This window comes from Helicobacter bilis, from assembly GCF_900198365.1.
Lineage (GTDB): Bacteria > Campylobacterota > Campylobacteria > Campylobacterales > Helicobacteraceae > Helicobacter_A > Helicobacter_A bilis_B.
This window is the reverse complement of record NZ_FZMS01000086.1, coordinates 1-24,628: the sequence shown is the minus strand read 5'-3', so window position 1 is coordinate 24,628 and position 24,628 is coordinate 1. Positions and strand designations below refer to the sequence as shown.

Annotated in this window: 30 protein-coding genes and 1 pseudogene; all 31 read left to right on the top strand. The window is 32.4% G+C overall.

What is annotated here, in order from left to right; all coding sequences use genetic code 11:
* Positions 1–453, top strand: a pseudogene (locus C6H08_RS10110) (bacteriophage T4 gp5 trimerisation domain-containing protein); the annotation flags it as partial.
* Positions 454–747: 294 nt separating this feature from the next.
* A complete protein-coding gene (locus C6H08_RS10105) occupies positions 748–2,730 on the top strand; it encodes a hypothetical protein (RefSeq protein ID WP_034579120.1) in 1,983 nt (660 codons plus the stop codon).
* 39 nt (positions 2,731–2,769) lie between these two features.
* Positions 2,770–3,333: a hypothetical protein gene (locus tag C6H08_RS10100; RefSeq protein WP_158656866.1), complete on the top strand. Its 564-nt coding sequence runs from the start codon at positions 2,770–2,772 to the stop codon at positions 3,331–3,333.
* A 99-nt stretch (positions 3,334–3,432) separates the two neighbouring features.
* Entirely contained in the window at positions 3,433–3,570 is a 138-nt protein-coding gene (locus C6H08_RS11590) for a hypothetical protein (RefSeq protein WP_194145917.1), read from the top strand.
* Between the two features lie 293 nt (positions 3,571–3,863).
* The gene (locus C6H08_RS11585; RefSeq protein ID WP_194145916.1) at positions 3,864–5,471 is read left to right on the top strand and encodes a hypothetical protein; all 1,608 of its coding nucleotides are present in this window, start codon (positions 3,864–3,866) and stop codon (positions 5,469–5,471) included.
* The gene (locus C6H08_RS10090; RefSeq protein ID WP_034580501.1) at positions 5,464–6,078 is read left to right on the top strand and encodes a hypothetical protein; all 615 of its coding nucleotides are present in this window, start codon (positions 5,464–5,466) and stop codon (positions 6,076–6,078) included. The genes C6H08_RS11585 and C6H08_RS10090 overlap by 8 nt, the downstream gene beginning before the upstream one ends.
* A 405-nt stretch (positions 6,079–6,483) precedes the next feature.
* Positions 6,484–7,167, top strand: coding sequence for a hypothetical protein (locus C6H08_RS10080; protein ID WP_138196254.1), 684 nt, complete (start codon positions 6,484–6,486; stop codon positions 7,165–7,167).
* A complete protein-coding gene (locus C6H08_RS10075) occupies positions 7,160–7,708 on the top strand; it encodes a hypothetical protein (RefSeq protein WP_034563286.1) in 549 nt (182 codons plus the stop codon). The genes C6H08_RS10080 and C6H08_RS10075 overlap by 8 nt, the downstream gene beginning before the upstream one ends.
* A 20-nt stretch (positions 7,709–7,728) precedes the next feature.
* Positions 7,729–8,013, top strand: coding sequence for a hypothetical protein (locus C6H08_RS10070; RefSeq protein ID WP_052092737.1), 285 nt, complete (start codon positions 7,729–7,731; stop codon positions 8,011–8,013).
* Between the two features lie 43 nt (positions 8,014–8,056).
* Positions 8,057–8,701, top strand: coding sequence for a hypothetical protein (locus C6H08_RS10065; RefSeq protein ID WP_034563288.1), 645 nt, complete (start codon positions 8,057–8,059; stop codon positions 8,699–8,701).
* Positions 8,691–8,840: a hypothetical protein gene (locus tag C6H08_RS11395; protein ID WP_158656865.1), complete on the top strand. Its 150-nt coding sequence runs from the start codon at positions 8,691–8,693 to the stop codon at positions 8,838–8,840. Before C6H08_RS10065 ends, C6H08_RS11395 begins: the two co-directional genes overlap by 11 nt.
* 295 nt (positions 8,841–9,135) lie before the next feature.
* Positions 9,136–9,441: a hypothetical protein gene (locus C6H08_RS10055; protein WP_034580506.1), complete on the top strand. Its 306-nt coding sequence runs from the start codon at positions 9,136–9,138 to the stop codon at positions 9,439–9,441.
* Complete coding sequence (locus tag C6H08_RS10050; RefSeq protein ID WP_034563292.1) at positions 9,431–9,616, top strand: hypothetical protein; 186 nt, start codon at positions 9,431–9,433, stop codon at positions 9,614–9,616. Before C6H08_RS10055 ends, C6H08_RS10050 begins: the two co-directional genes overlap by 11 nt.
* 11 nt (positions 9,617–9,627) lie before the next feature.
* The gene (locus C6H08_RS10045) at positions 9,628–10,242 is read left to right on the top strand and encodes a hypothetical protein (RefSeq protein WP_034563294.1); all 615 of its coding nucleotides are present in this window, start codon (positions 9,628–9,630) and stop codon (positions 10,240–10,242) included.
* Entirely contained in the window at positions 10,235–10,513 is a 279-nt protein-coding gene (locus C6H08_RS10040) for a hypothetical protein (RefSeq protein ID WP_034563296.1), read from the top strand. The genes C6H08_RS10045 and C6H08_RS10040 overlap by 8 nt, the downstream gene beginning before the upstream one ends.
* Positions 10,514–10,658: 145 nt before the next feature.
* Positions 10,659–11,117 carry a hypothetical protein gene (locus tag C6H08_RS10035; RefSeq protein ID WP_138154643.1) on the top strand — a complete coding sequence of 153 codons (459 nt, stop codon included), beginning with the start codon at positions 10,659–10,661 and terminating at the stop codon, positions 11,115–11,117.
* Positions 11,118–11,159: 42 nt separating this feature from the next.
* Positions 11,160–12,593: a glycine zipper 2TM domain-containing protein gene (locus tag C6H08_RS10030; protein WP_138196256.1), complete on the top strand. Its 1,434-nt coding sequence runs from the start codon at positions 11,160–11,162 to the stop codon at positions 12,591–12,593.
* A gap of 84 nt (positions 12,594–12,677) precedes the next feature.
* Positions 12,678–13,250 carry an N-acetylmuramoyl-L-alanine amidase gene (locus tag C6H08_RS10025; protein WP_158656864.1) on the top strand — a complete coding sequence of 191 codons (573 nt, stop codon included), beginning with the start codon at positions 12,678–12,680 and terminating at the stop codon, positions 13,248–13,250.
* Between the two features lie 55 nt (positions 13,251–13,305).
* Positions 13,306–14,190, top strand: coding sequence for a bacteriophage T4 gp5 trimerisation domain-containing protein (locus tag C6H08_RS10020; RefSeq protein WP_034563306.1), 885 nt, complete (start codon positions 13,306–13,308; stop codon positions 14,188–14,190).
* A gap of 146 nt (positions 14,191–14,336) precedes the next feature.
* A complete protein-coding gene (locus C6H08_RS10015; protein WP_080732159.1) occupies positions 14,337–16,088 on the top strand; it encodes a hypothetical protein in 1,752 nt (583 codons plus the stop codon).
* 19 nt (positions 16,089–16,107) lie between these two features.
* Positions 16,108–17,034, top strand: coding sequence for a hypothetical protein (locus C6H08_RS10010; protein ID WP_034563308.1), 927 nt, complete (start codon positions 16,108–16,110; stop codon positions 17,032–17,034).
* Positions 17,027–18,364 carry a T6SS effector amidase Tae4 family protein gene (locus C6H08_RS10005; protein ID WP_233708564.1) on the top strand — a complete coding sequence of 446 codons (1,338 nt, stop codon included), beginning with the start codon at positions 17,027–17,029 and terminating at the stop codon, positions 18,362–18,364. The genes C6H08_RS10010 and C6H08_RS10005 overlap by 8 nt, the downstream gene beginning before the upstream one ends.
* A 2-nt stretch (positions 18,365–18,366) precedes the next feature.
* Positions 18,367–18,852, top strand: coding sequence for a hypothetical protein (locus C6H08_RS10000; RefSeq protein ID WP_005219553.1), 486 nt, complete (start codon positions 18,367–18,369; stop codon positions 18,850–18,852).
* Between the two features lie 14 nt (positions 18,853–18,866).
* Positions 18,867–19,214: a peptidoglycan recognition protein family protein gene (locus tag C6H08_RS09995; RefSeq protein ID WP_052100060.1), complete on the top strand. Its 348-nt coding sequence runs from the start codon at positions 18,867–18,869 to the stop codon at positions 19,212–19,214.
* Positions 19,211–19,615 (top strand): hypothetical protein, encoded by a 405-nt coding sequence (locus C6H08_RS09990; RefSeq protein ID WP_034563311.1) that lies wholly within the window; start codon positions 19,211–19,213, stop codon positions 19,613–19,615. The genes C6H08_RS09995 and C6H08_RS09990 overlap by 4 nt, the downstream gene beginning before the upstream one ends.
* Positions 19,596–19,817, top strand: a complete 222-nt coding sequence (locus tag C6H08_RS09985) for a hypothetical protein (protein ID WP_034580509.1) — start codon at positions 19,596–19,598, stop codon at positions 19,815–19,817. Before C6H08_RS09990 ends, C6H08_RS09985 begins: the two co-directional genes overlap by 20 nt.
* 56 nt (positions 19,818–19,873) lie before the next feature.
* Positions 19,874–21,211, top strand: coding sequence for a hypothetical protein (locus C6H08_RS12105; protein ID WP_233708563.1), 1,338 nt, complete (start codon positions 19,874–19,876; stop codon positions 21,209–21,211).
* A 31-nt stretch (positions 21,212–21,242) separates the two neighbouring features.
* Positions 21,243–21,689 (top strand): hypothetical protein, encoded by a 447-nt coding sequence (locus C6H08_RS09970; protein WP_052100070.1) that lies wholly within the window; start codon positions 21,243–21,245, stop codon positions 21,687–21,689.
* The gene (locus C6H08_RS09965) at positions 21,689–21,925 is read left to right on the top strand and encodes a hypothetical protein (RefSeq protein ID WP_080745712.1); all 237 of its coding nucleotides are present in this window, start codon (positions 21,689–21,691) and stop codon (positions 21,923–21,925) included. Before C6H08_RS09970 ends, C6H08_RS09965 begins: the two co-directional genes overlap by 1 nt.
* A gap of 30 nt (positions 21,926–21,955) precedes the next feature.
* Positions 21,956–23,566, top strand: coding sequence for a carboxypeptidase-like regulatory domain-containing protein (locus C6H08_RS12100; RefSeq protein WP_233708562.1), 1,611 nt, complete (start codon positions 21,956–21,958; stop codon positions 23,564–23,566).
* Entirely contained in the window at positions 23,563–24,411 is an 849-nt protein-coding gene (locus C6H08_RS09955) for a hypothetical protein (protein ID WP_034563317.1), read from the top strand. The genes C6H08_RS12100 and C6H08_RS09955 overlap by 4 nt, the downstream gene beginning before the upstream one ends.
* Positions 24,412–24,628 lie beyond the last annotated feature (217 nt).

The following is a 24,628-nucleotide window of genomic DNA, read 5'->3' as shown; positions in this document are numbered from 1 at the left end:
GTAGCTAAGGATAGTAGTGAATCTATTGGAGGGGATAAGGAAGTAGAGATAGGAGGAAATCAAAATACTATTGTTGCTAAAGATGAAAATAGGAATATACAAGGAAATAAAAGTGAGGTTGTGGGGGGAACATTAGATATACAGAGCACAAAAGAAATAAATATAAGCACACAATCCCATATTAATATTAATGCCATAGATAATATTTTATTCTTTGGTAAAGAATCTGCATCGTTTGAAACACAAAAAGAACTTTCTTTTATAGCTGATAATACCGATATGGAATCCAAAAGTCATCTTACTGCCACAGCTGGCAATCAAATAACTCACCAAGTAGGCGATACCCAAATCATTGCTAAGGGGGACTCTGTTATAATAAAAGCAGGTGGAGTTGAAGTAGTTATAGATTCCAATGGACTTGTAGTAAAAGGTGGGGAGGTTAAAACGGAGTAAAGGAAAGTATCACAATTCAGGCACAGAGGATATTACTCTTTTATCTATACCTCATTTGGAAATTTATCTAACACAAAAAGAGGAGAGAGAAAATTAAGAGTGAATGGGGTAACAACAATATTAAAGAGTATGAGAATAAGGGATACAAAAAAAAATAAGTAACAAGAACAAAAAAGGATTATAACTATAGTCTTGATTATAATATCATTTACAATGTTAAACACAAATGCAAATACAATACAAAGGAAGTGTAATCAATGAATAATACCCAAACTATTACAAAGAGCATATACAATGAGTGAGAGAATATCATTTAAAATAAAAGCCCTGCAAAGTGATGCCACCACACCCATACCCAATGCAGAAATACAACTAGAAAATATCAATCTAGGACAAAAATACAAAACTAATGATAATGGTATAGCTTCCTTTGAGATAGAATCTACACAACACCTAAAATCCTTTAGGGCTAAACTTATCCATAAAGATTACCAAGAATATCCAATCGCTGATAGACCAATCACTCTAAATTCCATAAGAAGACGAGAGAAGCCTTTGGAGTTAAGGTTTAGGGAGAAGCTTGATAATTTTGCAGTGCAGCAAATCAAGCTAGAGCCACAAACAATTATACTCAAAGATGCTAATAATGAGGTTATCACTAAAAATTTCTATAAACGAGGTGATACTCTCACACTCACAGCAGATATAGAATCCAATAAAGCACAAGAAAGTGAGATTAAGTGGGCATATAAAATACTCTCTCTTGCAGATATAATACTCTTGCAACAAAGAGATTCTAAAACATATAATCCCTTAAATAAAATAATCCTAAATCCTGATATAAACAACATACCTTCAGAGTTAAAGCAAATCCTAAAAGATGAAGATAACAACGCCTACTTCTCTAACCAATCTGCCCATACCATAAAAGACTTCAAAAACAATACACAAGAACTGGAATCTCTCTATAAAGGCAAAACTTTAACAATCACTATCCATGAAAACCTTGAAAATACCAAACAACAAGTTGCCATAGCTATCTTTGCCTATATCTATGAGCCAAACTATGAAGTATGCTATATAATCCACCTCAATGACTACCCACAAATCACCATTGATTGCACTCTAGCAGAAACTCTAAGGGCATACACAAGACAAGATAACATAGCCACACTAGGCTGGGGAGTAAGCTATGTGTGTCAGAGACTATGGCATGATAATCCAAGCAATGCTAAAGAGTTAAGCGAGCTTATCTATATAGATTCTCACTCCCCAGACTTTATAGAATCTATCCCTAATGAGACAATGCAAAGCATAGTTAAAGAGGTGTTGCCAAGAATCGTATTGCAAGAGTTTAGTATCGATAAGAAGCAACCAAGACATAAAGCAAGATTCTATGTGGAATTAGATTGGGATAGATTCTATATGCAGTTTCCCATAATGCAAGAACTAGAAAAAGAGTATAAGAATCTTAGAGAGCGTTTTGGCAGAGAATCTGACTTTCAAAAACAATTTAAAGATTTTATCAATGATACTTTGCCTGATATAGAAAACATTGAAAATTCACAAGAATACACAATGGCACTCAATATCCAAGCAATGCGAGAAAATAAGACAAAGAATAAAGAAGTCTTTAAACTATATAAAAAAGAGGAATCTTTGGCAGAATCTCATAGAACTATCCAAGACTTGCAAAAGCCATCAGAGATTATCGATAATAATTTATACTTTCAGAGGTTTGATATAAATACTAATGTATTTTTGCAATATTTAGGCTTGAGCAAACTTGATGCATTTCCATTGTCTAAAAGCCCCATACAACATAAAAATGAAATTTTACATAAATTCCACTCCAACCCCAAATACAAACAAAACTTTGCCCTTTACTCTATCTCTGGGGCTTTTAATATCTTTTATATACCAAGCCATATACAAATCTCCAGAGTTACAAAAACCTATGATTATCACTTTAGTTTTTTATACGCTGCGTGTAAAAAGGTGCGTGCCTTTATCATTGATACCGTGAATTTTAACAATGACGATGATAGTGACCAACCTATTGGCGTATGGGATTATGAGAATGTAGGGTTTGATTTATTTTATTCAATAATACAATACCGACAATCACGCATATTTGGTGGTAAATCTTCTTCTCCAGTACCATTTTCATTTTTTCTCTACAATTCACATTTTAAAAAATCACAAACCCACTTCAATCTTGGCTTAGATTTCTTTTTATATAGTTCTACATTTTTGGATATTGCATCAGAGGAATAGTATACTATGCTTGGCTCTTACACTAATGAAGCAATAGGCATGTTTTTTATATATCATATAAATATTTTTGCTCTCTTTTTTATTGTATTGTTTTATCGCAAAGATAGATTCTTGGTAGGACTTCCGTTGTTCTTTGGGTATTGTGCTAGTATAGTGGTACTATATTTTTTAAATAACCCCTTGCAATCTTACATAAAAATTTTTAGTGTGCTGTATTATGCTGGAATGGGCTTAATCTTTGCCTTATGCGTGTTTGTAAGCATAGAGAGATTTAAGAGGCATAAGAGTGGGCAGAATTTCATCATTGGCTTTAGCTTAGGATTTTTTATTTTTATCCTTAGCGTGTTGGCAAGTATAGCACTGCTATATGGGCTATCTTTGCTTTTTAGCTCTCATAGGGCATTTTTGCGATTTTTAGTGAAAGAATCTCTAGTCTTAGGAGTATTTTTGCTTTATTTTGTGGCAAGAAATGTTTATGGGCTGTGGGGCAAAACAAAAGGAGTAGCACAAAACAAGGTGTATTACTTGGTTTTTATGTTTGGTAGTGTAGCATTGGTGCTAAATTTCTTGCCTTATGTAGTAGAATTTTTTAAGAGGATATGAGGATATATGATACAAAAACTACGACTGCCAACAAACACAAAAGAATTTCAATCTAGGTTGTGATTTCTTGGTAACAAGCAAGGATTTAAAAATACAAAAGTGCCACGAGATTCTGAGTTTAGAGAGATTACCATAACCGCTAGTTCAGATTCTGTAATAATAAAAGCAGGTGGTGTGGAAGTAGTCATAGATTCCAATGGGCTTGTAGTAAAAGGTGGGGAGATTAAAACGGAGTGAAGGAAAGTATCACAATTCAGGCACAGAGGATATTACTCTTTTATCTATACCTCATTTGGAAATTTATCTAACACAAAAAGAGGAGAGAGAAAATTAAGAGTGAATGGGGTAACAACAATATTAAAGAGTATGAGAATAAGGGATACAAAAAAATAAGTAACAAGAACAAAAAAGGATTATAACTATAGTCTTGATTATAATATCATTTACAATGTTAAACACAAATGCAAATACAATACAAAGGAAGTGTAATCAATGAATAATACCCAAACTATTACAAAGAGCAATACATAATGAGTGAAAGAATATCATTTAAAATAAAAGCCCTGCAAAGTGATGCCACCACACCCATACCCAATGCAGAAATACAACTAGAAAATATCAATCTAGGACAAAAATACAAAACTAATGATAATGGTATAGCTTCCTTTGAGATAGAATCTACACAACACCTAAAATCCTTTAGGGCTAAACTTATCCATAAAGATTACCAAGAATATCCAATCGCTGATAGACCAATCACTCTAAATTCCATGAGAAGACGAAAGAAGCCTTTGGAGTTAAGGTTTAGGGAGAAGATTTGGCTATTATTCAATGGAGAGAGTTTGTCTATAATGTCAGGTAAAGACAAGATTCTTAAAAATTATGTAGCATTTAGTGGTAAAGCTTTAAACCCACAAGAAGCAAAAAGTTTGCAACAAGAATCTAAGTACACAAGGTTTGTAACATACACAGACAAAGGCTTATTTTCTGATGAAATACTATATTTCTGCCTAGATAAAGACTATCAAAAAGACAAAGATAAAGGGGCAATGCCAGAGGGGATATATTATATAAATATCAATGATATAAACACTAGATGGACTATTTTCAGTGAAAATACATTTGGCAAAAATACAAAAATCTATACAAACAAAGACTGCACGAACACTATAGAATCTACTACCAATAGAGATAACTTCTATCTACACGGAGGAGATAAATATGGCAATGCTGGGGGGATTGATTTAGCTAAAGAAGATACATCATTTTTTAACTATCTTGCTACACTCAAAGCCACACATATTTGTGATAACATCCATGCTACAAGAGAGGAAAAGTGTGTTCTTAAATTGGTGGTGGAGTATGAGAATGCTATACCTATAGATGAGGCAATAGAAAAGCTTAGGAATGAATTGTATCTCATTGAAGCTGGAGTAGCATTGTTTGCTAAAGAGGCATTTCAAAATGCCTATGTAAGAGAAAACTATAACAAAAGCATTAAAGAAATGTCTAATCAATTATTGAAAGAAGTAGAAAAAGAGCAAGACATACATAAACGCAAGATTTTAGCAAAACAATTAGCTCAAGATGCCAATAAATTTCGCAATGAAATAATGAATGATATGCGTGCTAAAAGCACTACTTGGGGTAGAGTTCGTGCAGAGAGAATAAAAAGCAGGGGTAAAACCTTTGAAGAAATGATAGAGAAAAAAATAAAAGATTTAAGTTACAATAAACCTTTTGAGCAACTTACAAAACAGGAACAAACAAAAGTATTTGAAGAAATCATAGAATCTTCTGGGAAATCTAATGAAAAAGTCAATGCTAAAATATCAATGGTTAAGAATTTTGCTAGGGGAATTATTGTTTTTAGCATAGGTTATTTGATATATGATTTGTATGTAAGTGAAAATAAGGCTAGAGTTATAATTTCACATAGTGCAACTATTGGGGGTGGGTTTGTGGGTGGTGGTTTGGGAATGTGGGCTGGACTTATTTGTGGTCCCTATGCTTTTGTATGTGTGCCAGCATTTGGTGGTTTGGGTGTGGTTGGTGGGGGATATTTAGGGCATACGGTCGTAAATGAATGGTTTGATGATGAAATTAATGCGTTATTAAAGGAATACAACCTTGACTAAGCTATCACAACAAGAATTAGAAATTTGCTATATTTTAAGTAGGATTTTTAACTATTATACTTCTTATGTTGAAATATTGGGTAATATAGAGCACGATCTAGAATTTTATAAAAATGGATTCTTTCCAGAATATGCCTATTTAGTCGGCAAAGAGGAATGCTTTGCACTTTTTAGAGTGAGGCGAAAATATAAACAAGTGGCAAGAGAGATTAAGGCTATAAAGAGCGATTTTATTCAAAAAGACTTAGAGAGATTATTCCCCATTGTAGCTTTGTATTGTATGAAGACTCCGCTTTTTTATGATGCACTGGAGGTTTGGGCTATGGAGGAGGGTTGGGATAAAGTGGAGTTTATGCAAGGGATTATAAAGATAAAGGACATATCATATTTTCATAGAAAATACATAGCATTTAGAACAAAATACCATTATAAGATTGCGTGTTGTGTGTTTGGCTTTACACAGCATTCTTTAGAGGAGCAAAAGCAATTATTAAAGCAAGATAGCTCAATACACTTCCCCACAAAACATGACAAATATATGTATGCTGTTTATTGTATAGCATTTATATTGGTGCTTATTATGTGGGTTGTGAGAATTATGGGTTAGTTATGCAACCGAGATTCTCACACACAATCCTGCCATACACCATAGCATTATTGTGCAGTATTGGTTTTATTGCTATATTACGCAATAGAGGCATTATCAACACTTTAGATTCTCATATACTTTTCTGTTTTTTAGCTTGTATATATTTGTTGGCTTTGGTCTATACACTTTGGTATAAAAGCAAATCCTATCACATCTATTCTTTACATATTTCTTGTTTACTTACATTGCTAGATTATTGTGCAATATCTACCATTGACACGAAGGCTATAAAAAGCAGTGTTTCGATAATTTTTTTGATGGTAGCATCATATTATATGCACACAATTTTTATAGATTTAGCGGCAAAACAAAAATGCAAATAGGCATATTGAATTAAACTATCTGACAGAATCTGTGTATGCCATGTTTGCTAAAGAATTTATCAGAATCCCACAATTAAGGACAGAATACCAAACTGCAATTAGACAAATGTCAAATGAAATATTAACAATTGTTGATAAAGAGCAAGATAAGGCTAAAAAATATATGTTAGCTAAACAATATTCAAAAGAATCCTATTTGTTAAGAAATCAGATTCTTAATGATATTAGAAATAAAAGCTCAGAATTTGCAAAAGCATTGGCAAAAAGCGAAAAGCCAGTGTTACCATCATTTGAAAGCTTAATTGTTAAAAAAATGCAACAAAATAATTTTTCGGGAGAATTTGAAAATTTGAGTTTGGAACAAAAAATCAAAGTATATAGAGATATAATAGATTCCTCAAAGAGTACTCGAAAAAGTGTGAATGATAAAATACCGTATTATAGATTTTTTGGTTATGCCTTCATTGTAACAACGATGGCTTATGTGGGCTACGATCTATATTATTCAGATGATAAATTAAAAACCGCCATAAAGCATACAAATACAATAGGTTTTGGATTGCTTGGAGGGAGTATTGGTATGGCAATGGCTGTTGATACTTGCGACATAAATCCAATATGTTATGCTGGATTTGCATTTCTAGGCTCTCTTATTGGTTCTTCAATAGGCAATCTTGTTAATGATTCGACAGATTTTATTTTAAGGAAATATGGCTATGAATAGACAAACCCAAATACAAATTGCCTGTATATTAAGCGATATTTTTCTTGAATCTGCCTTGATTTATAAAGATGATGGCACAATTAATGAGGATTTGACAAAAGCTTACTACACAAGAATAGCAAATGAGATTTTGCAGATTTATCCACACTTTAGTAAAAAGAATTTAGATTCTATCTTTCCTACCATTGCGTATTATTGTATGCACACAATGAGTCGTTGGATATTTTATGATGATTGGAGTAGCTTTGATAAAGAAGCGATGAAAAAGGACTTAGAATCTCAATGGAAAGTTAATTATATTTTTGGACTTTTTTATAAACACAAAGTGAAGTATAAATACGAAATGTTGTGCAATGTCTTTGGTTTTAGTAAAGATGAGATAACATGGAGTAAAGATAAAACGATACCCACAATGCTACATATCCCGCTTATTCTTGTTATTATTGGTGTAGTAGGTGCATCCTCGCTTATTCATTTACAATTTGGATTCATTGTGTTTTTATGTGTAGTGGTGGCTTTTATGCTGACTTACATGTTTTAGGGATAAAGAAACTGGGTGTAATGCTGCAATCACAAGGCAACATCTCTACACAAAAAGGCTTATACACCCATTCTCAAACCTTATCTTTTCAAGCTCAAGATTCTACAAGTATAGAATCAGATTCTATCTATATGAATGCACAATCAGACATTATACATACTACAAGCAATCAAATAACTCACCAAGTAGGCGATACTTCTATCACAACTAAGGGAGATTCTGTTATAATAAAAGCAGGTGGAGTGGAAGTCATTATAGATTCTAATGGTTTAGTAGTAAAAGGTGGGGAGATTAAGAGTGAATAGAAAAGATATAGAATCTAATAATAGAATCTAAAAAGGTGGCGTGATGAGTGAGAAACGAGATACAGAATCTACTGAAATATTTTGGAAGCTCACATATAAACATGATAGTTTATTGCTCAATTTATGGATTGTCATTTTATGGAGTTTTAGAATCTGTGTATTGTGCGGATTTATTTGGATTTTCTATATCGCAATTCAAAGGCTTTATGAGTCTTTTGGTAAGGGTTTTTGGGGCATTGCACCATTTGTTGTTATAAGCTTGCTATTTGCTGTGGTTGTATTTGGCTATCTTATGGCAATTTTGCGAACACTTAATACAAAAAATATTTATGCAACAAGCAAAGCATTAATCATTGAGCAGTTAATTGGCAAGGATAAAATTTTTGAGATTGGAAGTTTTTATTTTTGTGATTTTTCACACGCATTTACTGCTATTTATGCTGATAACACGACTATATCCAAGTTTGGAGAGGAGGTTTATAACGCATATTCGTTTTTAGACCCGCTTAGAAGCAATAATATTCAGGAATTATACGAAATGATAAAACCCCAAACGCAAGAGTATTTAAGTTTAGTAGATGAAAGAGTGTATCAAAATTTTAAAGCTAAACACAAGAAAATTCAGCCGAAATTTAATTTGGATTTTGAGAAAATTGATGAATTAAGGAAGTCAAAAAATGGCAAATAATACTAAACAATGTGATACTTCTATGTATAAAAGTCTGTGTGTTTGTTCGCCTGAATTTGAGAGGATTCCTATTGAAAGGCGAGAGTTAGGAATAGCCGGGAATGTGGCAACTTATGGGGCGATTGGGAGTAAAGTATGAGTATGGAAACTAACGATGAAATTATTTGGGAGTTAGAGAAAAATAAAAATATAGCTACAAAACTCGGGCAATTTTGGTTTTATGGATTACGCATTTTGTTTGCCGTATTTATTATAAAAATCATAGATAAATATTTGCTTGAAAGATATGATATACAATCTTTTGTAGCGATAATTGTTCTTTTGCTGTGTCTTTTATATCTTTTATTGGGTATAGTTAAGTCCCTTAATTTCAAAAAAATTGTATGTTACTAAAAATATGTTGATAATAAAAAAAATATTTAGGACAAGATATTGTGTTGCCTTTAGGGAGTTTTTGTGTATATGAAAGCAACGATTATATTGGTGTAATATTTTTTAACGACACCATAGACTTTTTAGGTTTTGATACAAAGATTAAATATTCTCTTTTTCAAATTGAGTTTGCAGATGATACTTGTAAAAAAATAAATGAAATATTGAAGCCATATATTATAAGCTATCTTTCGAATTTGAAAGATGAAGATTATTTAGATATTAAAAGTCCTAAAAATATCTTTGGAAGTATTCCATATTTTGATGAAATTGACAAACTACGAAAGGAAAAAGAAAATGGAAAATAATCCAAAAACTCAATCCCCCTATATCTCTTTAGAGTTTTGCTCTTGCAAACAAGATTTTACACAGATTCCAATTACTCGCAGGGATTTAGGAAACACAGGAACTTTTATTAATTATTCTATGGTTGTCGTAGGAACAGGCTCAAGTGAGTTGTTAAGCAAATATATGAAAACATAAAAGGGACAATAATGGAGAATATTACTATACTTTGGCAAAGTAAAAGAAAAATTATCCCACTTAGTTTATTTTTCTATATACTTTATTTTGTCTTAGGAATTTTTATATGTTGGTTTTGTTGGTTTGTGTTACTTAGAGAATCCTTGTGGTATGGTTTATTGGCTACACTGCTTACAATATTTTTTATTTCAGAGGCATATGAAGCATTAAACTTAGAATCTATAACTTTAACAGACAAAGGATTAATATTAAAAATGAAATTTAATAAAAAGATTTTTTATCCTTATGGAAAATTTACTATACAATCTGTAATAAGAGGATTGATTCGATTTGAAGAAGATTTAAGCTTTATATCTAATCAAAATTGTAAAACATTTAAAATGCTTAATGGTTATGATGCTTTTGGTAGTTTCTATAACAATCAAGAATTCAAAGAGCTATGCACTAAACACACAAACCAAGCATTACAATCTATGAATCTACAAGAAAGAGCAAATCTTTATAAGCTTTATCAAGATAACATAGAATATATTTTCAATGAAACAAGAAATCATAATGTTTTTACAATCGACTTTAGTCCATACAAAGCAGAAATAGAATCTTATCTAAAGGATAAAAATGAGTGAAAATAAAAATATCTACGCTTCTTTAAATATTTGTCAATGTGAGTTTCATAATGGCTTACCACAACCAAAAAAGCAACTAAATGATTTAGGTAGTTTTACAAGCGATTTTTTAAATATTTATCTTCCTGCAAATTCTGCATTTGCAGGTGCTATGAGTGATAAATATTATCCTAGCAACAAGATTTTTAATACCCCCACAATCACTCTAGGTGTAAATTATGGTGTGATAGCGTATTTGTTTAAAAAAGCGGAGGGAAAAGATAATGAATAATGATGATGTTATATGGAAGTATAGGGACAATCGGGTAGGCTTTTTGGTTACACTTATTCATTTACTAATTGCGACAATATTTTTTTGCTACCTATTGATTGAGGGAATAAATAAATATTTAAGTAAAAGTGATACAAGTTTTTTTATGACCCTATTACTTCTTTTGGCTGCTACTGCCTGTCTCTATCCGTCATATAGACTTATTAAGCTATTAAATCAAAAGGCACTTTATCTCACAAAAAAAGATATTATTTTTGAAAAATACATAGGGAAAACCATAATAGCACCTTTAGAAGTCTCATATATCAGTACTTACTCATCGATGTGGGGAGCTATCATACTTGGTATGAGTAGTGTGCTAACTTTTAATAGGATTGACTCTAAAAATCATAAGAAAATATCATTTATTTTAGCTTTTGGAAGTGGTAATTTAGAGGAACTTTATTCATATTTATTGCCAAAGATTGAGACTTATTTGATAGGGCTACAAGAGAAAGAGTATATAGAATGCAAAATATCTCTTAATATTGATGGTAAAATGGATTCTAGAATAGATTTTGATAAAATAGAGAGATTACGTAAGGAAAAAGAAAATGGAAAATAATACACAAACTCAATCCCCCTATATCTCTTTAGAGTTTTGCTCTTGCAAACAAAATTTTGCACAGATATCTCTTTAGAGTTTTGCTCTTGCAAACAAAATTTTGCACAGATTCCCATTGCCCGTAGGGATTTAGGAAACACAGGAACTTTTGTTAATTATTCTATGGTTGTCGTAGGAACAGGCTCAAGTGAGTTGTTAAGCAAATATATGGATTCTCAAGAAATTTCTAAAAGAGTAAATACGCTATATAAATACAAACTAATGGGAAATTTTGGAATATTTTCTTATCTTTTTAAAAAAGCAGAGGGAAAGGATAACGAAAGAGCCATTAAAGAGGCTGTATTTGAGACAGCTGCAACCGAAATTGGTGGCACTGCCTTTCGAAAGGTTATTACAAGTCAAACCACCAAAACAGCCTCAAGGCTTGGTATCACTATGGCAGGTAGAATCTTAGGCGGTTATGTCGGCTCTGCGATACCTATTGCAGGGATTATTGTTGGAGCTATCGCAGGAGCTTGGTTAGCAGGTAAAATCGAAGAATGGTGGTTTAGTGAGGAAGACAAAGCCTTAGCAGAAGCTAAAGCAGAAAATGAACGCATAAAGCAAAGAGAGATTCAATACCAAAACAAAATCAATCGCATAAATGACTATCTTATAAGAAATCACTATGTAGAATTACGAGACCTCACAGAAGTAGAATCTGAAATGCTTTGTAAAGAATCTAGCAATATTTATAGTAGCTACTTCAAAACAATCCTCTTAATGTTAAGCTTCCCTAACTATTTAGACAGAGACACAGAATTTTATAAATCTTTGCAATCTCAAGATACACAAAAAGAAGAATCTAAAAAGGAAATCCTAATCCAACCCATAGCCAATGCAATCCCTTTAAGATTAGAAATACAAGAATGCTATGATTCTAATAAAGGAGCATTACTCAAAGATACAACAATCTATATCTATAATCATAGATTCCAAAGAGTAGTAGCAAAAGGCAGGACAGATTCTAAAGGCTATCTACAAATAGATAATGTCAGTGTAGGACAAGAGATAGGCATAGATAAACTAAGCTTTATAGTAGATAGGGATAATTTGAGTGAGAGTAACTTTGAGCTAAGTAAAACACAATATGCCACAATAACCAATATCCAAACAAAGCACAAAAAAGCTAAAGAATATAAAAATGCAAAACTCTATTTAGGATTTAATGATGTGCAAAGTAAGCTAAAGTCTGACTATGAAGTAATAAGATTACACGCACAAAAAGGAAGCAATGCTATCACATTCACACCACAGATAAATACAAGCGATATGAGATATAAGCAATACACGCAGTTTGCCTATATGACATTTGATGTCATGGATTTTAGTATAGATGAGTATATCGCTAATATAAGCATACAAAACCGCCAAAGCTCTGGATTAAACAGGCTAGGCACAGGACTAAAAGAAAGCTATCCTATAAAAGAGGAATGACATAATAAGATTGTGGCTTTCTTTGCCTATTGTGATAGTCAGATACACACACCTTATGTAAAAATGTCTTTTATGCAGCCTATTGTGATTATAGATATAGGCGATAGTGGGGCATTACATCCACGATATGAGCAAGGGAGTATGAAAAGGCGGGATATTATCCTTGATGTGATTGCCAAACTTACAAAGCGAATAGAGCAAATCAGGGCATATCCTATCATACTAGGGCAAAATAACGAGAGTTTAGAACAAAGAGTAAAAATAGTAAATGCCATAAAGCATAATATCCAAAATGACAGGATATTGTTATTATCTCTACATATCGATAGTGAGGGAGGCGGGCTAGCTAGTGGAATGCGATGTTTTTATAATGCTAGAGAATATGCAAGAGAAGAGGAGGATTTCATCGCTAGACTAGAAAACATCAAACACGATAAAAATAATGCTAATTTCGCACATAAAAGCAATATGTATCTTGCGAAATTTGCTGCTATGCCTTCAGTGCTAATAACGTTAGGATTTATAAGTAATGATAGCGATAGAGCTAAGCTTAATGATAAGCATTATAGACTTGCTATTAGCAATAGTCTGCATTCAGCTATCTTACACTATATCACCTATATAATGGCAAAAAATCCAATACAAAAAGCAGTCTAAACTAGAAATAGATTCTAAAGGCAATACTATTCGTTGGATAGGGAAAGGTTAATAGATGAGTGTTATTGATGACATAGATAAACCCTACATATCAGGTAGCCTCTATAACCTAACCAATCCTAGCCTAGCACATTTACCAATACAAGATCATATCACAACACTAAGCTCTAAAACCATAGGAGCACAAGAGTATAGTTATAATCAATTATGTTTCTCTAACCTCAAAGATAATGAAGAAATCTCTCTTACAGCACAAAAAGACTATACACAATCTATAAACAATAATTTCTCTCAAACCATACACAACAATAAAGATTCTAAAGTCAAGGGAAGCTATACAGAATCTATCACTAAATATCATAAACAAGAAGTATTAGGTTTAAAAGATGTAAGAGTAGGAGGAGAATATCTAACTAATGTAGCCTTAAGTAAAGATACCATAGTAGGATTATCTCATACTCTAAACATAGGAGCTAGTAATACACTAAGAGTGGCTAAAGATAGTAGTGAATCTATTGGAGGGGATAAAGAAGTAGAGATAGGTAATAATCTTTCTAGTAGTGCTGGTGGGGATTTACATACGACAATCAAAGGCAATAGTGAGACAATCATAGAGGGGGATAAGCAGGAATATATAGGAGGCAATCTTGATATTACCTCACAATCACAAGGCAACATCTCTACACAAAAAGGCTTATATACCCATTCTCAAACGCTATCTTTTCAGGCTAAAGATATTATTAATATGGAATCAGATTCTATGAGCATAGACACTCAAAGTGATTGTTCTATCCAAGCAAACAATACAATAAATCTCAACATAGGTGAAACTACCATAACCGCAACAAGCGATACTATTACGCTTAAAGCAGGTGGTGTGGAAGTCGTGATAGATTCCAATGGTTTAGTAGTAAAAGGTGGGGAGATTAAGAGTGAGTAGAGAATAAGTGAAGTGTAGAATCTAAAGCAAATAAGATTACTACACTAAAGTTAGAAAAGGTTAGGAATGAGTAAGGTAGCTTTAAAAGCAATATCACATTATTTCCTAGATATAATACTCTTTAAGATTCAAAAGGATTTATATCTATGAGCAATACAATCAGCTTCCAATGTCATATACAAATATCTAGCAAAGAATTAAAAAAGGTAGTAGGGAAAACACTTACCTTTATGGGAAATTCTAAAACCATAGATGAAAATGGAAAGGTCGTCTTTGATTGCGAATTACAAGCACAAGATAAAGCTAAATCCTTTCCCATTACGATTGAAGATGAGGAATATGTCATCGTAGGGACAGGAAAATGTAATGCCATAGCACATAGAGATAGCACCAATCCTTTTTGCCTTATGCTTAATAAAGATAACGAAGCAAGTATCGAGTATATCAGAATCTACAAAGAAATAGATAAGGCAGATTCAGACCAAAAAGAGCAAAGAGATATTTATACAGCACAAGTAGAAAAACCAAATGAAACTACACAGCAATCTAACACAAACGATACGCATAATTCTCAAGCCAAACCACAAGAAAACCAAAACCTAGTCAATATAGAGGCACATCTCACAAGCGGAAAAGCCCTCAAAAAAGACATACAATGGGGCTATTATATCAAGCAAAGTAATGAGAATCTAAAAGCTAAAGTTTCCATAAAAGACCTTAAGTCTTTTACATTTGTTTCTAAAGATACTTATAATACTAAGGTGAGCTTTGATATAAATGCAAAATTCAGCTACACTATCACAGAGAATAACTCACAAAAAGAAGTAGAGGACTATCTTAAAGAAAAACATCAGCTTATTATCTTTGCCTATAAAAACAATCCTGCGTATAATGTAGGTAATAACACAACACATACAATACTTACTATAAGCACATTACCAATAATAGAAATAGGCTATAATACCCTCACTCTATGGCATAATGATATAAAAGAGATATTCCATATAGACAATACAATACTCTCTCATTTGCTAAAAGATTATACAGAAAATACACAATATAAGCTAGGTTATAATATACAAAATGATTATCTAGCCCTTAGATTAAATAGTAAGCTTTATAAGATTCATAAAAATAATCCAAATAACACACAATCTCCTCAAGATTCATCAAATAATACACAACAAGATAATACAGATTCTATCTACCTTAAAGAAAGCAAAGACTTTGAGAATCTAAAAAATACTCTCCAACTCACAAGCCAACAAATCTATCAAGAAGTGAAAGTGTATGTGGAGATAAATAACCTTCGCCTAAGTGGTAAAGAATGGGTAAAAGAGTATAAAGATAAAGCCTCCATAGAGGATTTATCTTCCCCATTTAAAGAAAATGTTAAAGATTTTTTAAAAGCTATTGACGAAGCAAAAAAGAAAACTCCTAAAGCAAAGATAACATATCATATTAGCTCAACACGCAGACCATATAAAAGAGCGGTTTTGATGCATTATTGCCATAAAGTCGCACACAACAAAATTTCTCCCCAACAAGCCCAAATAGAAACACAAAAAGAAAATATTCCAATTAATTGGATACATACAGATTCTAGTGGCAAGTATTCAGAGAAAATTTCAAGAGCAAAAGCATTGGAGATGGTTAGGGCTTACGGTATAGCATATCCAGCCTCCTTAACTTCACATCACGTTAGAGGAAATGCCATTGATATTACAATTACTTGGCAATCATCTTTTACAATTAAAGATAAAGCAGGAAAAGAACACACTATTGATACTCCTAAAAATGGAGCAACAAACCTAGAGTTAAGAAAAGTTGGTGAGACTTATGGAGTCAAAAGAACTTTAGAAAAAGACCCTCCGCATTGGTCTTTAGAGGGAAACTGATTAAGGAGTTTGTAATATTATGCGAAAAGCGATGTATTTATTTTTGACTTTATTTCTTGTAGTCTATGGTAGCGAAAATATGGGTAGTAAAAATACGCAAAATGATAAAAATACTAACCTGCCAAATGATATAAAAAGCTTTATAGAATCTAGGGAAGCATTTATTAAAGCCGATGAAATAAACTCCGCAAAAACAATGAGTGAAAAAGAAAGCATAGAATATAGCCAAAAACGAGATTTAAAACAAAAAGAAATCGATAAAGAGTTTGTTGCTTTACGCAAAAAATATAAGGAAAATGACTTTATTATGAGTGTTTTATCTCAATATGGTTGTTTGCTAAATGATTGCAGTGCTACAAGTAAAGGTGATGGTTTTGTGTTTTATAAAGGCATAAATATTGCTGAAGCGATAAATGATTCACTTATGGATAATACTACTTTTACAAGTTATCCTTTTTTTAAAGAGATTCTTAAACGCAATCCAAACATTTTAGTAAAAAAGGAAAATTTTAGCCTTGTTTTATCACCAAGTGCCAAGTATAGTAATTACAAAAAAATAGATATTGTTTGGAGTAAAGATAAAACACATATTGATTTTATCCTTTATAATCAATATTTTAATGAAAATATATGCTCTCATACAGCAAATTTTAAAAGATTTAAGCAAGAGAGGGATGGGGTAAAAGCAAGCTATGGATATATGCAAATTCCTTATACGCAGAACAAAGAAGTTGATGATTTTATCAATAAAAGCTGTGAATGTATCTATGTAGGCGGGGAAGAGCCTTATGATGAACAAAGGGCAAATGAGCTTGAAAAAATGGCACAAGGGTGTGATGATATTTCTAAAATGCGTTTAAATTTGCAAAGAAAATACAAAGACGATATAAATGCAAGTCTTTTGCGAAGAGAGGAACAAAATTATAAGGAAGCATTTGGTGAGTAAAAATCCTATGGAATCTAATTTGTATAAACTTTCTCATATCCAAACCTTACAAGGTGGCAAGATGTCTGCTATACAATGGGGCTATTATGTCAAACAAAAAAATGAGAATCTAAAAAGCAAAATCACTATAAAAGACTTACAATCTTTTACATTTACTTCTAATGATGTGTATAATACTAAGGTAAGCTTTAATCTCAATGCAAAATTTACCTACACTATCACAGAAAATAACACACAAAAAGAAATAACAGATTATCTCAAAGACAATCAGCAGCTTGTTATCTTTGCCTATAAAAACAATCCTGCGTATAATGTAGGTGAGAGAATAACACATACTATCCTAACCATAAGCCAATATCCTATACTTAAGCTAACAAATAAAGCCCTTACTATCCTCTACACTCATACTAATGCTACCTACACCCTCAAGCATTCTTGTGATACCCACTATCTAAGTAAGAATCTAAAGAGTGAAATAGTCTATACTTTAGAGTTTAGAGAATCTAGCCTTTCTATAAAAGATACAAAGAGCAATAAAGACATAGCCCTTATGCTTACAAAAGAGATTCCAAACATACAAGAGAAAACAATACTTTTAGATTCTAAAGATTTACAAGCATTGCAAACCACACTAGGACTTTATACACATAGAGATAAAGTAGATGTGTATGTGGAGGTAGAGTTATCAAAGTGGGATAGGTTGAAAAATTTTTATTTAGATATACACAGTATAAGTCAAGATGATATGGAAGAATCAAGGCAAAGAATAGGTGTAAAGAGGCTATGGGAGTGGGTAAATAGCGGTCTTAATTGCTTTGGGTATGGAGAGATACTTTTTATCAAGGCTGAAATACGATACTATAAGGTCAAAGGAGCTATATATACTGAATTTATGAAATCCCCATACAATTACATTAACACTTGTGCTGCTAGAATGAGTAAGGCTCTTGTAGATTCTGAAATACCTATTAGAAAATTACAAGGTATGGATAGCACTGCGTATATAGCAAATGCTGGGACAAACACTAAACCTTATAAGATTCTAGTAAAAGTTAAAGATATGATAGATTTTCTGAAACTCAACAATAGTTTAGGAAAACCTATTATTTTTACACCAAATACAAATCAAACAAATCAAGACTTCCGCTATGAATCTTTATCTAAGCTTGACGGGAGTGGGATAGTAGCAATAAAAGTAAAAGGTTGGGGTGATGCTTGGGGACATATAACATTATGGGATAATCGTGAGCAAAAATTCTTAGATGATGAAAATTATTTGACAAGAGGCGATTATGTAGAGGAAGTATATTTTTGGAAAATTGAGGATTAAATATGAAAAAGATAATTGCATTGATGATATTAGTTATTTATTGTGATTTTCTTTTTGGAAATTCATTTGAAGAAATGAAAGAAATAATGAAAGCTCAAAAAATATATGGTTGCACGAAATCAAGAAGCACTCAACAAAGAAATGCGGAATATGAGTTTAAGCAAAACCCTATCAAATACTACAAAAGGTGGTCTTTAGCTTATTGTTTGGGCTATACATCTAAGGAAGATATAGTGGTAAAATCAGGTTGCACAAGCAAAGGATTGCCAAAGGAAATAAAGAATTTCGCCCACATTGATAATATGGTAGAATTTTTTAGTAATGAAGCCATTGGCGAGTTAAAAGCCTATATTGATAGATATTTTGATATACATAAAATGGAGCAGAAAGGCAGCGTTAATATGTGCTTTGATTGGATTTATGACTCCAAAGAATACCAAGATGAAGTAGTCCGCATAGTTAAGAAATATTGCAAACATTGCAAATAATTTAGGAATCACAAATGAGCCTTTTACTGCATAGAATCAAGAAGTATAAAATCTCAAACACCACCTACACCCGCAAGCAATCTTGTGATGGCTATGAAAAAACCAAATCCTATCCAAATAGATACCCTATAAGCTCGGATAGTATAGGGATTAAAGTAGTTGGGAAATATGACAATAAAACAAAAAGATACCCAAATGCCACAACAAAGCAACTAGAAAGCCTAGAACAACTTGTTGCAGTTTTGCTTGAGCTATTTAACATAAACAAAGCTAATATATATGCACACGCTAAGATTGCGTATAAAGATGAGAACTCAACAGAGGGTGTATCTTTGCTAGAACATATAGAGACAAAACTATGAAAATCCCCTACATAATACTTGGATTATGCCTATTTGTATATGCAGATAATTTCAAAGGTATTAAAATCGTAGAATTAGACCAACCTAGCGTTAAGCTTGGTAAAGCAGACGAGGAAAGAGAGGAATATTATCTCAATGCGGTAAGAGAAACTTGCAACACTCAAATCGTGCAATATTTTCGTAAAGAAAATATTATCAAATTTTTTAAAAAAGCTAAAGAGTATGACCATATTCCACTAGCTGAATACTGCACTTATCCTTGTAGAATCACAGGCAAAGTCAAACTAGATTTTAGAATCTATGATTTTGAGCTAAACGAGGGAGGCTATGCTGTGCTAAAGGGCAAAAATGAGGAGCGATACTTTGGTGATGAGGCATTATATGGAGAGTGTGGAATCTAAGATGAAGTGTTATACTGCTCTGTCTAATGTAGAAATAACAACAAATTATAGTGTAGAATCTGGCAATCAAATAACCCACCAAGTAGGCGACACTACCATAACAGCTACTTCAGATTCTGTCATCATCAAAGCAGGCGGAGTAGAAGTAGTCATAGATTCTAAAGGACTCATCGTTAAAGGTGGGGAGGTGAAGAGTGAGTAAGCTTAAATAGAATAAAAATAATACATATAAATAGAATGAGATATAGGGTAGCAATAATGGCAGAGATTAACACCAAACCCATACATATACAAATAAGAGATGTGAATAGTGCTCTTATACAAAATGCTACTATAAAAATCATACAAAGAAAAAATGGTAAGATCCTCTATAATGAAAAAAGCTCAAGCGGAGAAATAATCCTAGATGATATAGAGAGTCTTAAAGATTGCCACGCCTTTAGGGTAGAGATAGAACACCCACATTATAAAAGCAGACCTAAGACTAATGCGTGTTGTATAAGAGGAGCAAACCTCAATAAACCCCATACCCTAGAGTTTCATTACCAAGATAAGCTATTAGTGAGTAATGTGAGTGCAGAGATACGAGATAATAGAGATTCTACATATACTACGCAAAACAATGTCTATGATACCTATAATGCCCAACATCGCAATAAGATAGCCACCATACAAGAAAACAATAATGCTAATGTCTTATACCTACCACAAAGAAGCTATAATATCGATACAAAAGCAACAACACAAAAAGAAGCCACAGAATCTTTAAAACATATACAAATCCATCTCAAAGCCTACTATAATCAAGATTCTATTCCAAATAAAGAAGAACAGAAACAATATTACCAAGAACAAAAGACACAAACCAAATGGGGATATATTACCTCAAGTCCTTACCAACACACAACAAAGGAAAATATAAACTCTCCTATAAAAGAACACGAAACATTTAGAATCCTTGCAGATTCAGAGGGTAATGAGATAGTGGGTGAAGAGATAACAATACACTTAAAAGAGGAATGGCTAGATAGGCAAATTAGATTCTTTGCTTTCATAGAAAACCCAAAGTATGAAGTAGGTGTTACATTATATATTTATTCCCCCTCACTTTACACAGAGGAGGGGCTTATTGATGTGAGTGGGTATATTGTGGGGTTTGGAGCAGGAACAAAAGCAAAAGCTGCATATCAATTTGGTTATAGTGCAATTAATGCTATTGCAAATTTGGGACGAGACAACACAAAAACAATTGATAATATACCGATACAGACACTTTCCAATCAAGCCGCAAGGAGGTGGTATAACGATAAATTGAATACAATAGGAAATCCATATCGCACAATACAAGACTTAAGGCAACAGGCAGAAAAATTGCATGAATTGAGAAATACTACTAAACAACAAGCAAGGGAGCTTATGCAAGATAGAATTATAGCTTGGCGATTAAACATTGACCCACGCACAAAAATAAAACCTTTTGAATATTATGTCAAAAAATATTCCAAAAAAGGAGAGAATCTCGATGAAGTATATAGAAAAATTATTGATAGCTCTAAAAGGACTAACGATAAGGTTAATAAAAAGTATCTCAAATGAGATAGAAAATATCATAAAAGAGGAGGATAGCATGAAAGAATACAAACAAAAACTAGAAAACCACAGCTTACAATCTAGTAGTTTAGAGGCACAGAGAGAAACAACAAAAACAGATAATCCTATATGGTATGACAAAGAATATAATGAGGACAATAAAGGAAATATGCGTTGGGAGTTTGAAATATGGAATTTTGGCTATTTGGACGCATTTGATTATTGCAAAGATATATGGTTGGCATTTGGTTACAATATCATTGTAGGAGAGCATATTGACTATGTGGAGACTTTAGTTTGGTTTTTTAGCATAGATGACTTACCATGCATGTGGTGCTTTAATGACTATCCTCCATATCAGTATGTTACCCTTTGCACAAGAGAAACAGAGGAGAATCTTAAAAGACTTGAGGAGTATGTAAAAGTTATTGTTTATGAATTAAATAAATGTGTGAAAAATAATGAGATTGAGCCATTAATGTAATGCAAAGATTTATATCACTTCAAACAAATATCAATATGACCCTTTTAGGAGATAGTGTAGAAACCATAGCCCAAAGCGACATCAATACTCAAGCCCAAAATCAAATAACCCACCAAGTAGGCGAGACTACCATAACCGCTACTTCAGATTCTGTTATAATAAAAGCAGGTGGTGTGGAAGTAGTTATAGATTCTAAAGGACTCATCGTTAAAGGTGGAGAGATTAGGAGTGAGTAAATATTTCTCTATTATAAGAAAGGAATCATAATGCCGCAAGAAGCAACGCAATATAGCAAAGATACACTAAGAATACAGATTGTAGATTCCAATGGGAAGCCTATTCCTAATGCGGAAGTTGTTTTATTAGCTATGGGGCAAAAGATTGCTTTACCCAATAAAACAAATTCTCAAGGAGAAACTCTTTTTAATATCCAAGAACACATTAAAAATATCAATAGATTTGAAATCACAATCAATCATTCAGATTATTATTCATATCCCATAAACCGCAATAGGAAAATATGTAGAAGTTATGAGTATGGACACTTATGTGTAGAAAGTTTTGCTAAGATACCTATGTTTTATTTTAATGGTAAAACGCTCAATATGTCTCATTATCCAAACCCTACTAAAACATACGCTTTAAAAACCCTATTAAATCAAGATCCTAACAATCAAGCACAAAAAGAATACTATATACAATTACAAAGCAATCAAAAAAGCTTTAACATTTATAAAGATGGGAATCTCACACAAGAAAGTGAGTATACTTTACATTTGGAAGATTCCAGCCAAACAACAACGCAACCTGAAGAGAACAAAAATCTAAACTTTGATAATGATGACACCTTAAGAAAATTTAAAAAAGAAATAGAGTCTATTATAAAAATGAATGAGAAAAAAGGTAACACACATTCTATACACAAGTTTATTGTTGATTATGATGTGCCAGATTTTATAGAAAAAGCTTTGCAACTTATTGATAACTTTGAAAATAGAGATACTCACGGGGTATTTTCGGAAGAAAGGCTTGCAAAAGCAAAAGAAAATTCAAATCCATTTGATAAAAATTTGATTATAAAAACACTCAAAGAAAGAATGGTTAATCTTGTGGGAAGCAACTATCATATAACAAATGCTACACTGCCTGCAATAAACAATCCCACAGAGTCCTATTATCCAGACCAAGGACCAACTTCGCTTTGCGGACCAGCCGCATTTTTTTATTGCCTTTTGATAGACAGACCTGATTTATATGTAAAATGTGTTATTGATTTGTGGGAAAAAGGAGAAGTAAAGATAAAAAATCTAACTATTAAGCCAAGTGAGGATTGCAAAAAACCAAAATCACTGGAAAATGATAGATATAAAATCAATGGTATAGATTGGATAACCTTAGCAAGTCTAAGAGATTCTAAAAATATAATATTTCGCTATAATGAAGCAAGCGACCAAGCAGCAGGTATCACTCTTGCGGGCGCATTAAAAGAGTGGTTTTTAAAGGTCGGAGCAAAATTATTGTTTTCTAATGTAACTTATGGTCTACATATTGGTAAAGACGAATTGTTGTGTTTGGTTAAATATAAACAACAATATTCACAGGCTCATATTGTTTCTTTGGTTAATGCAGGATTATTTTCCAATAAAAAAACTTTTTTAAAATTTAAATCTCATTGGATAGTGTGGAAGACTGCACCACAAAGCAATGGAAAAGATATAGATTTAAACATAAAAAATGCTGCCATTACACAAGAAGTAGTAACTTGGGGCGAAATAGACAGAAAATTAGATCAACCTACCTTGGCAGATTACCTTAGCTATAATTTTGGTGCTATGGTATTCTTGCCTATACCTTACGAATTAGGAGAGTGTGAATGAGAACATTAACACTACTTTATCTTATACCTTTGTGCGTAATGCTTACCTCCTGCACAAAGTCCATATATACAAGCTTTGAGACAAGCAGAGCAAAAATGAAGGTGTTATCAGGGTTTGGCTTTGGGCAATGTAGCAAGATAGAAGAAGGAGCATATAAAAATGCTGAACAAATTTTGAGCAATAAGGACTCGATAGATTATAAGAAACAATACTATGAAAATGGCAAAATACAAATAAATCAATATGAAATTACTGAAAGTGGAGAATCAATAATAATAAAAAATAAGGCAGATAACACTACCATACATACGGTATATAATCATCATCACGATAAAGTGTTTAATATATCTTATGATAAGCAATATTTAGGAATCTGTGATAGAGGAAAGCTGCATATATTTGATTTAAACAACAACCTATATGAATTTGAGCATTACAAAGATAAAAAATGCACAGAGGTTTATTTTTCTTTAGATAATAAATATCTTATAGTAAATAACAAAAATCAAGGACAAATTTATGATTTTAAGACAGGAAATTTAGTATATAATAATCCTAACAATTTTCTTTCTGTATCATTGGGTTATGATTGGTCCTACAAAGTTTTTTATCCTATGCTTATAATGGATTATGCAATAGCTGGCAATGAAATTATATTGCTTGATGAAGAAAAAAGAATTATTGTTGAGGGATTAGAGGATTCAAGTTCATATGAGGAAGAGATTATACAAGTTAGAAAAAATAAAGAGGGTATTGATGTATTAATTTGGGAGAGACGAAAATCTTGGGCGCCTTTTGTCTCTTTCCCCCCAAGTTGTTCAATTAGAAGATTGCAAGGATTTTAGTGCAAACAAAGATTCAAATACACAAACTTTCAATCAAGGGTTTTCTATAATGCTAGACCACCCCTACACTCTAACATAAAGGATACCTATGTCTTATCTACAACCGAGTATAGATTCTCTCTACCCCAACACAGCAGGGATTAAAATAGGCTTACCAAACTCTAGCAACAAAGGATTTGATATAAAAGCTGGAATAACTCTAGGATTAGATGGGATT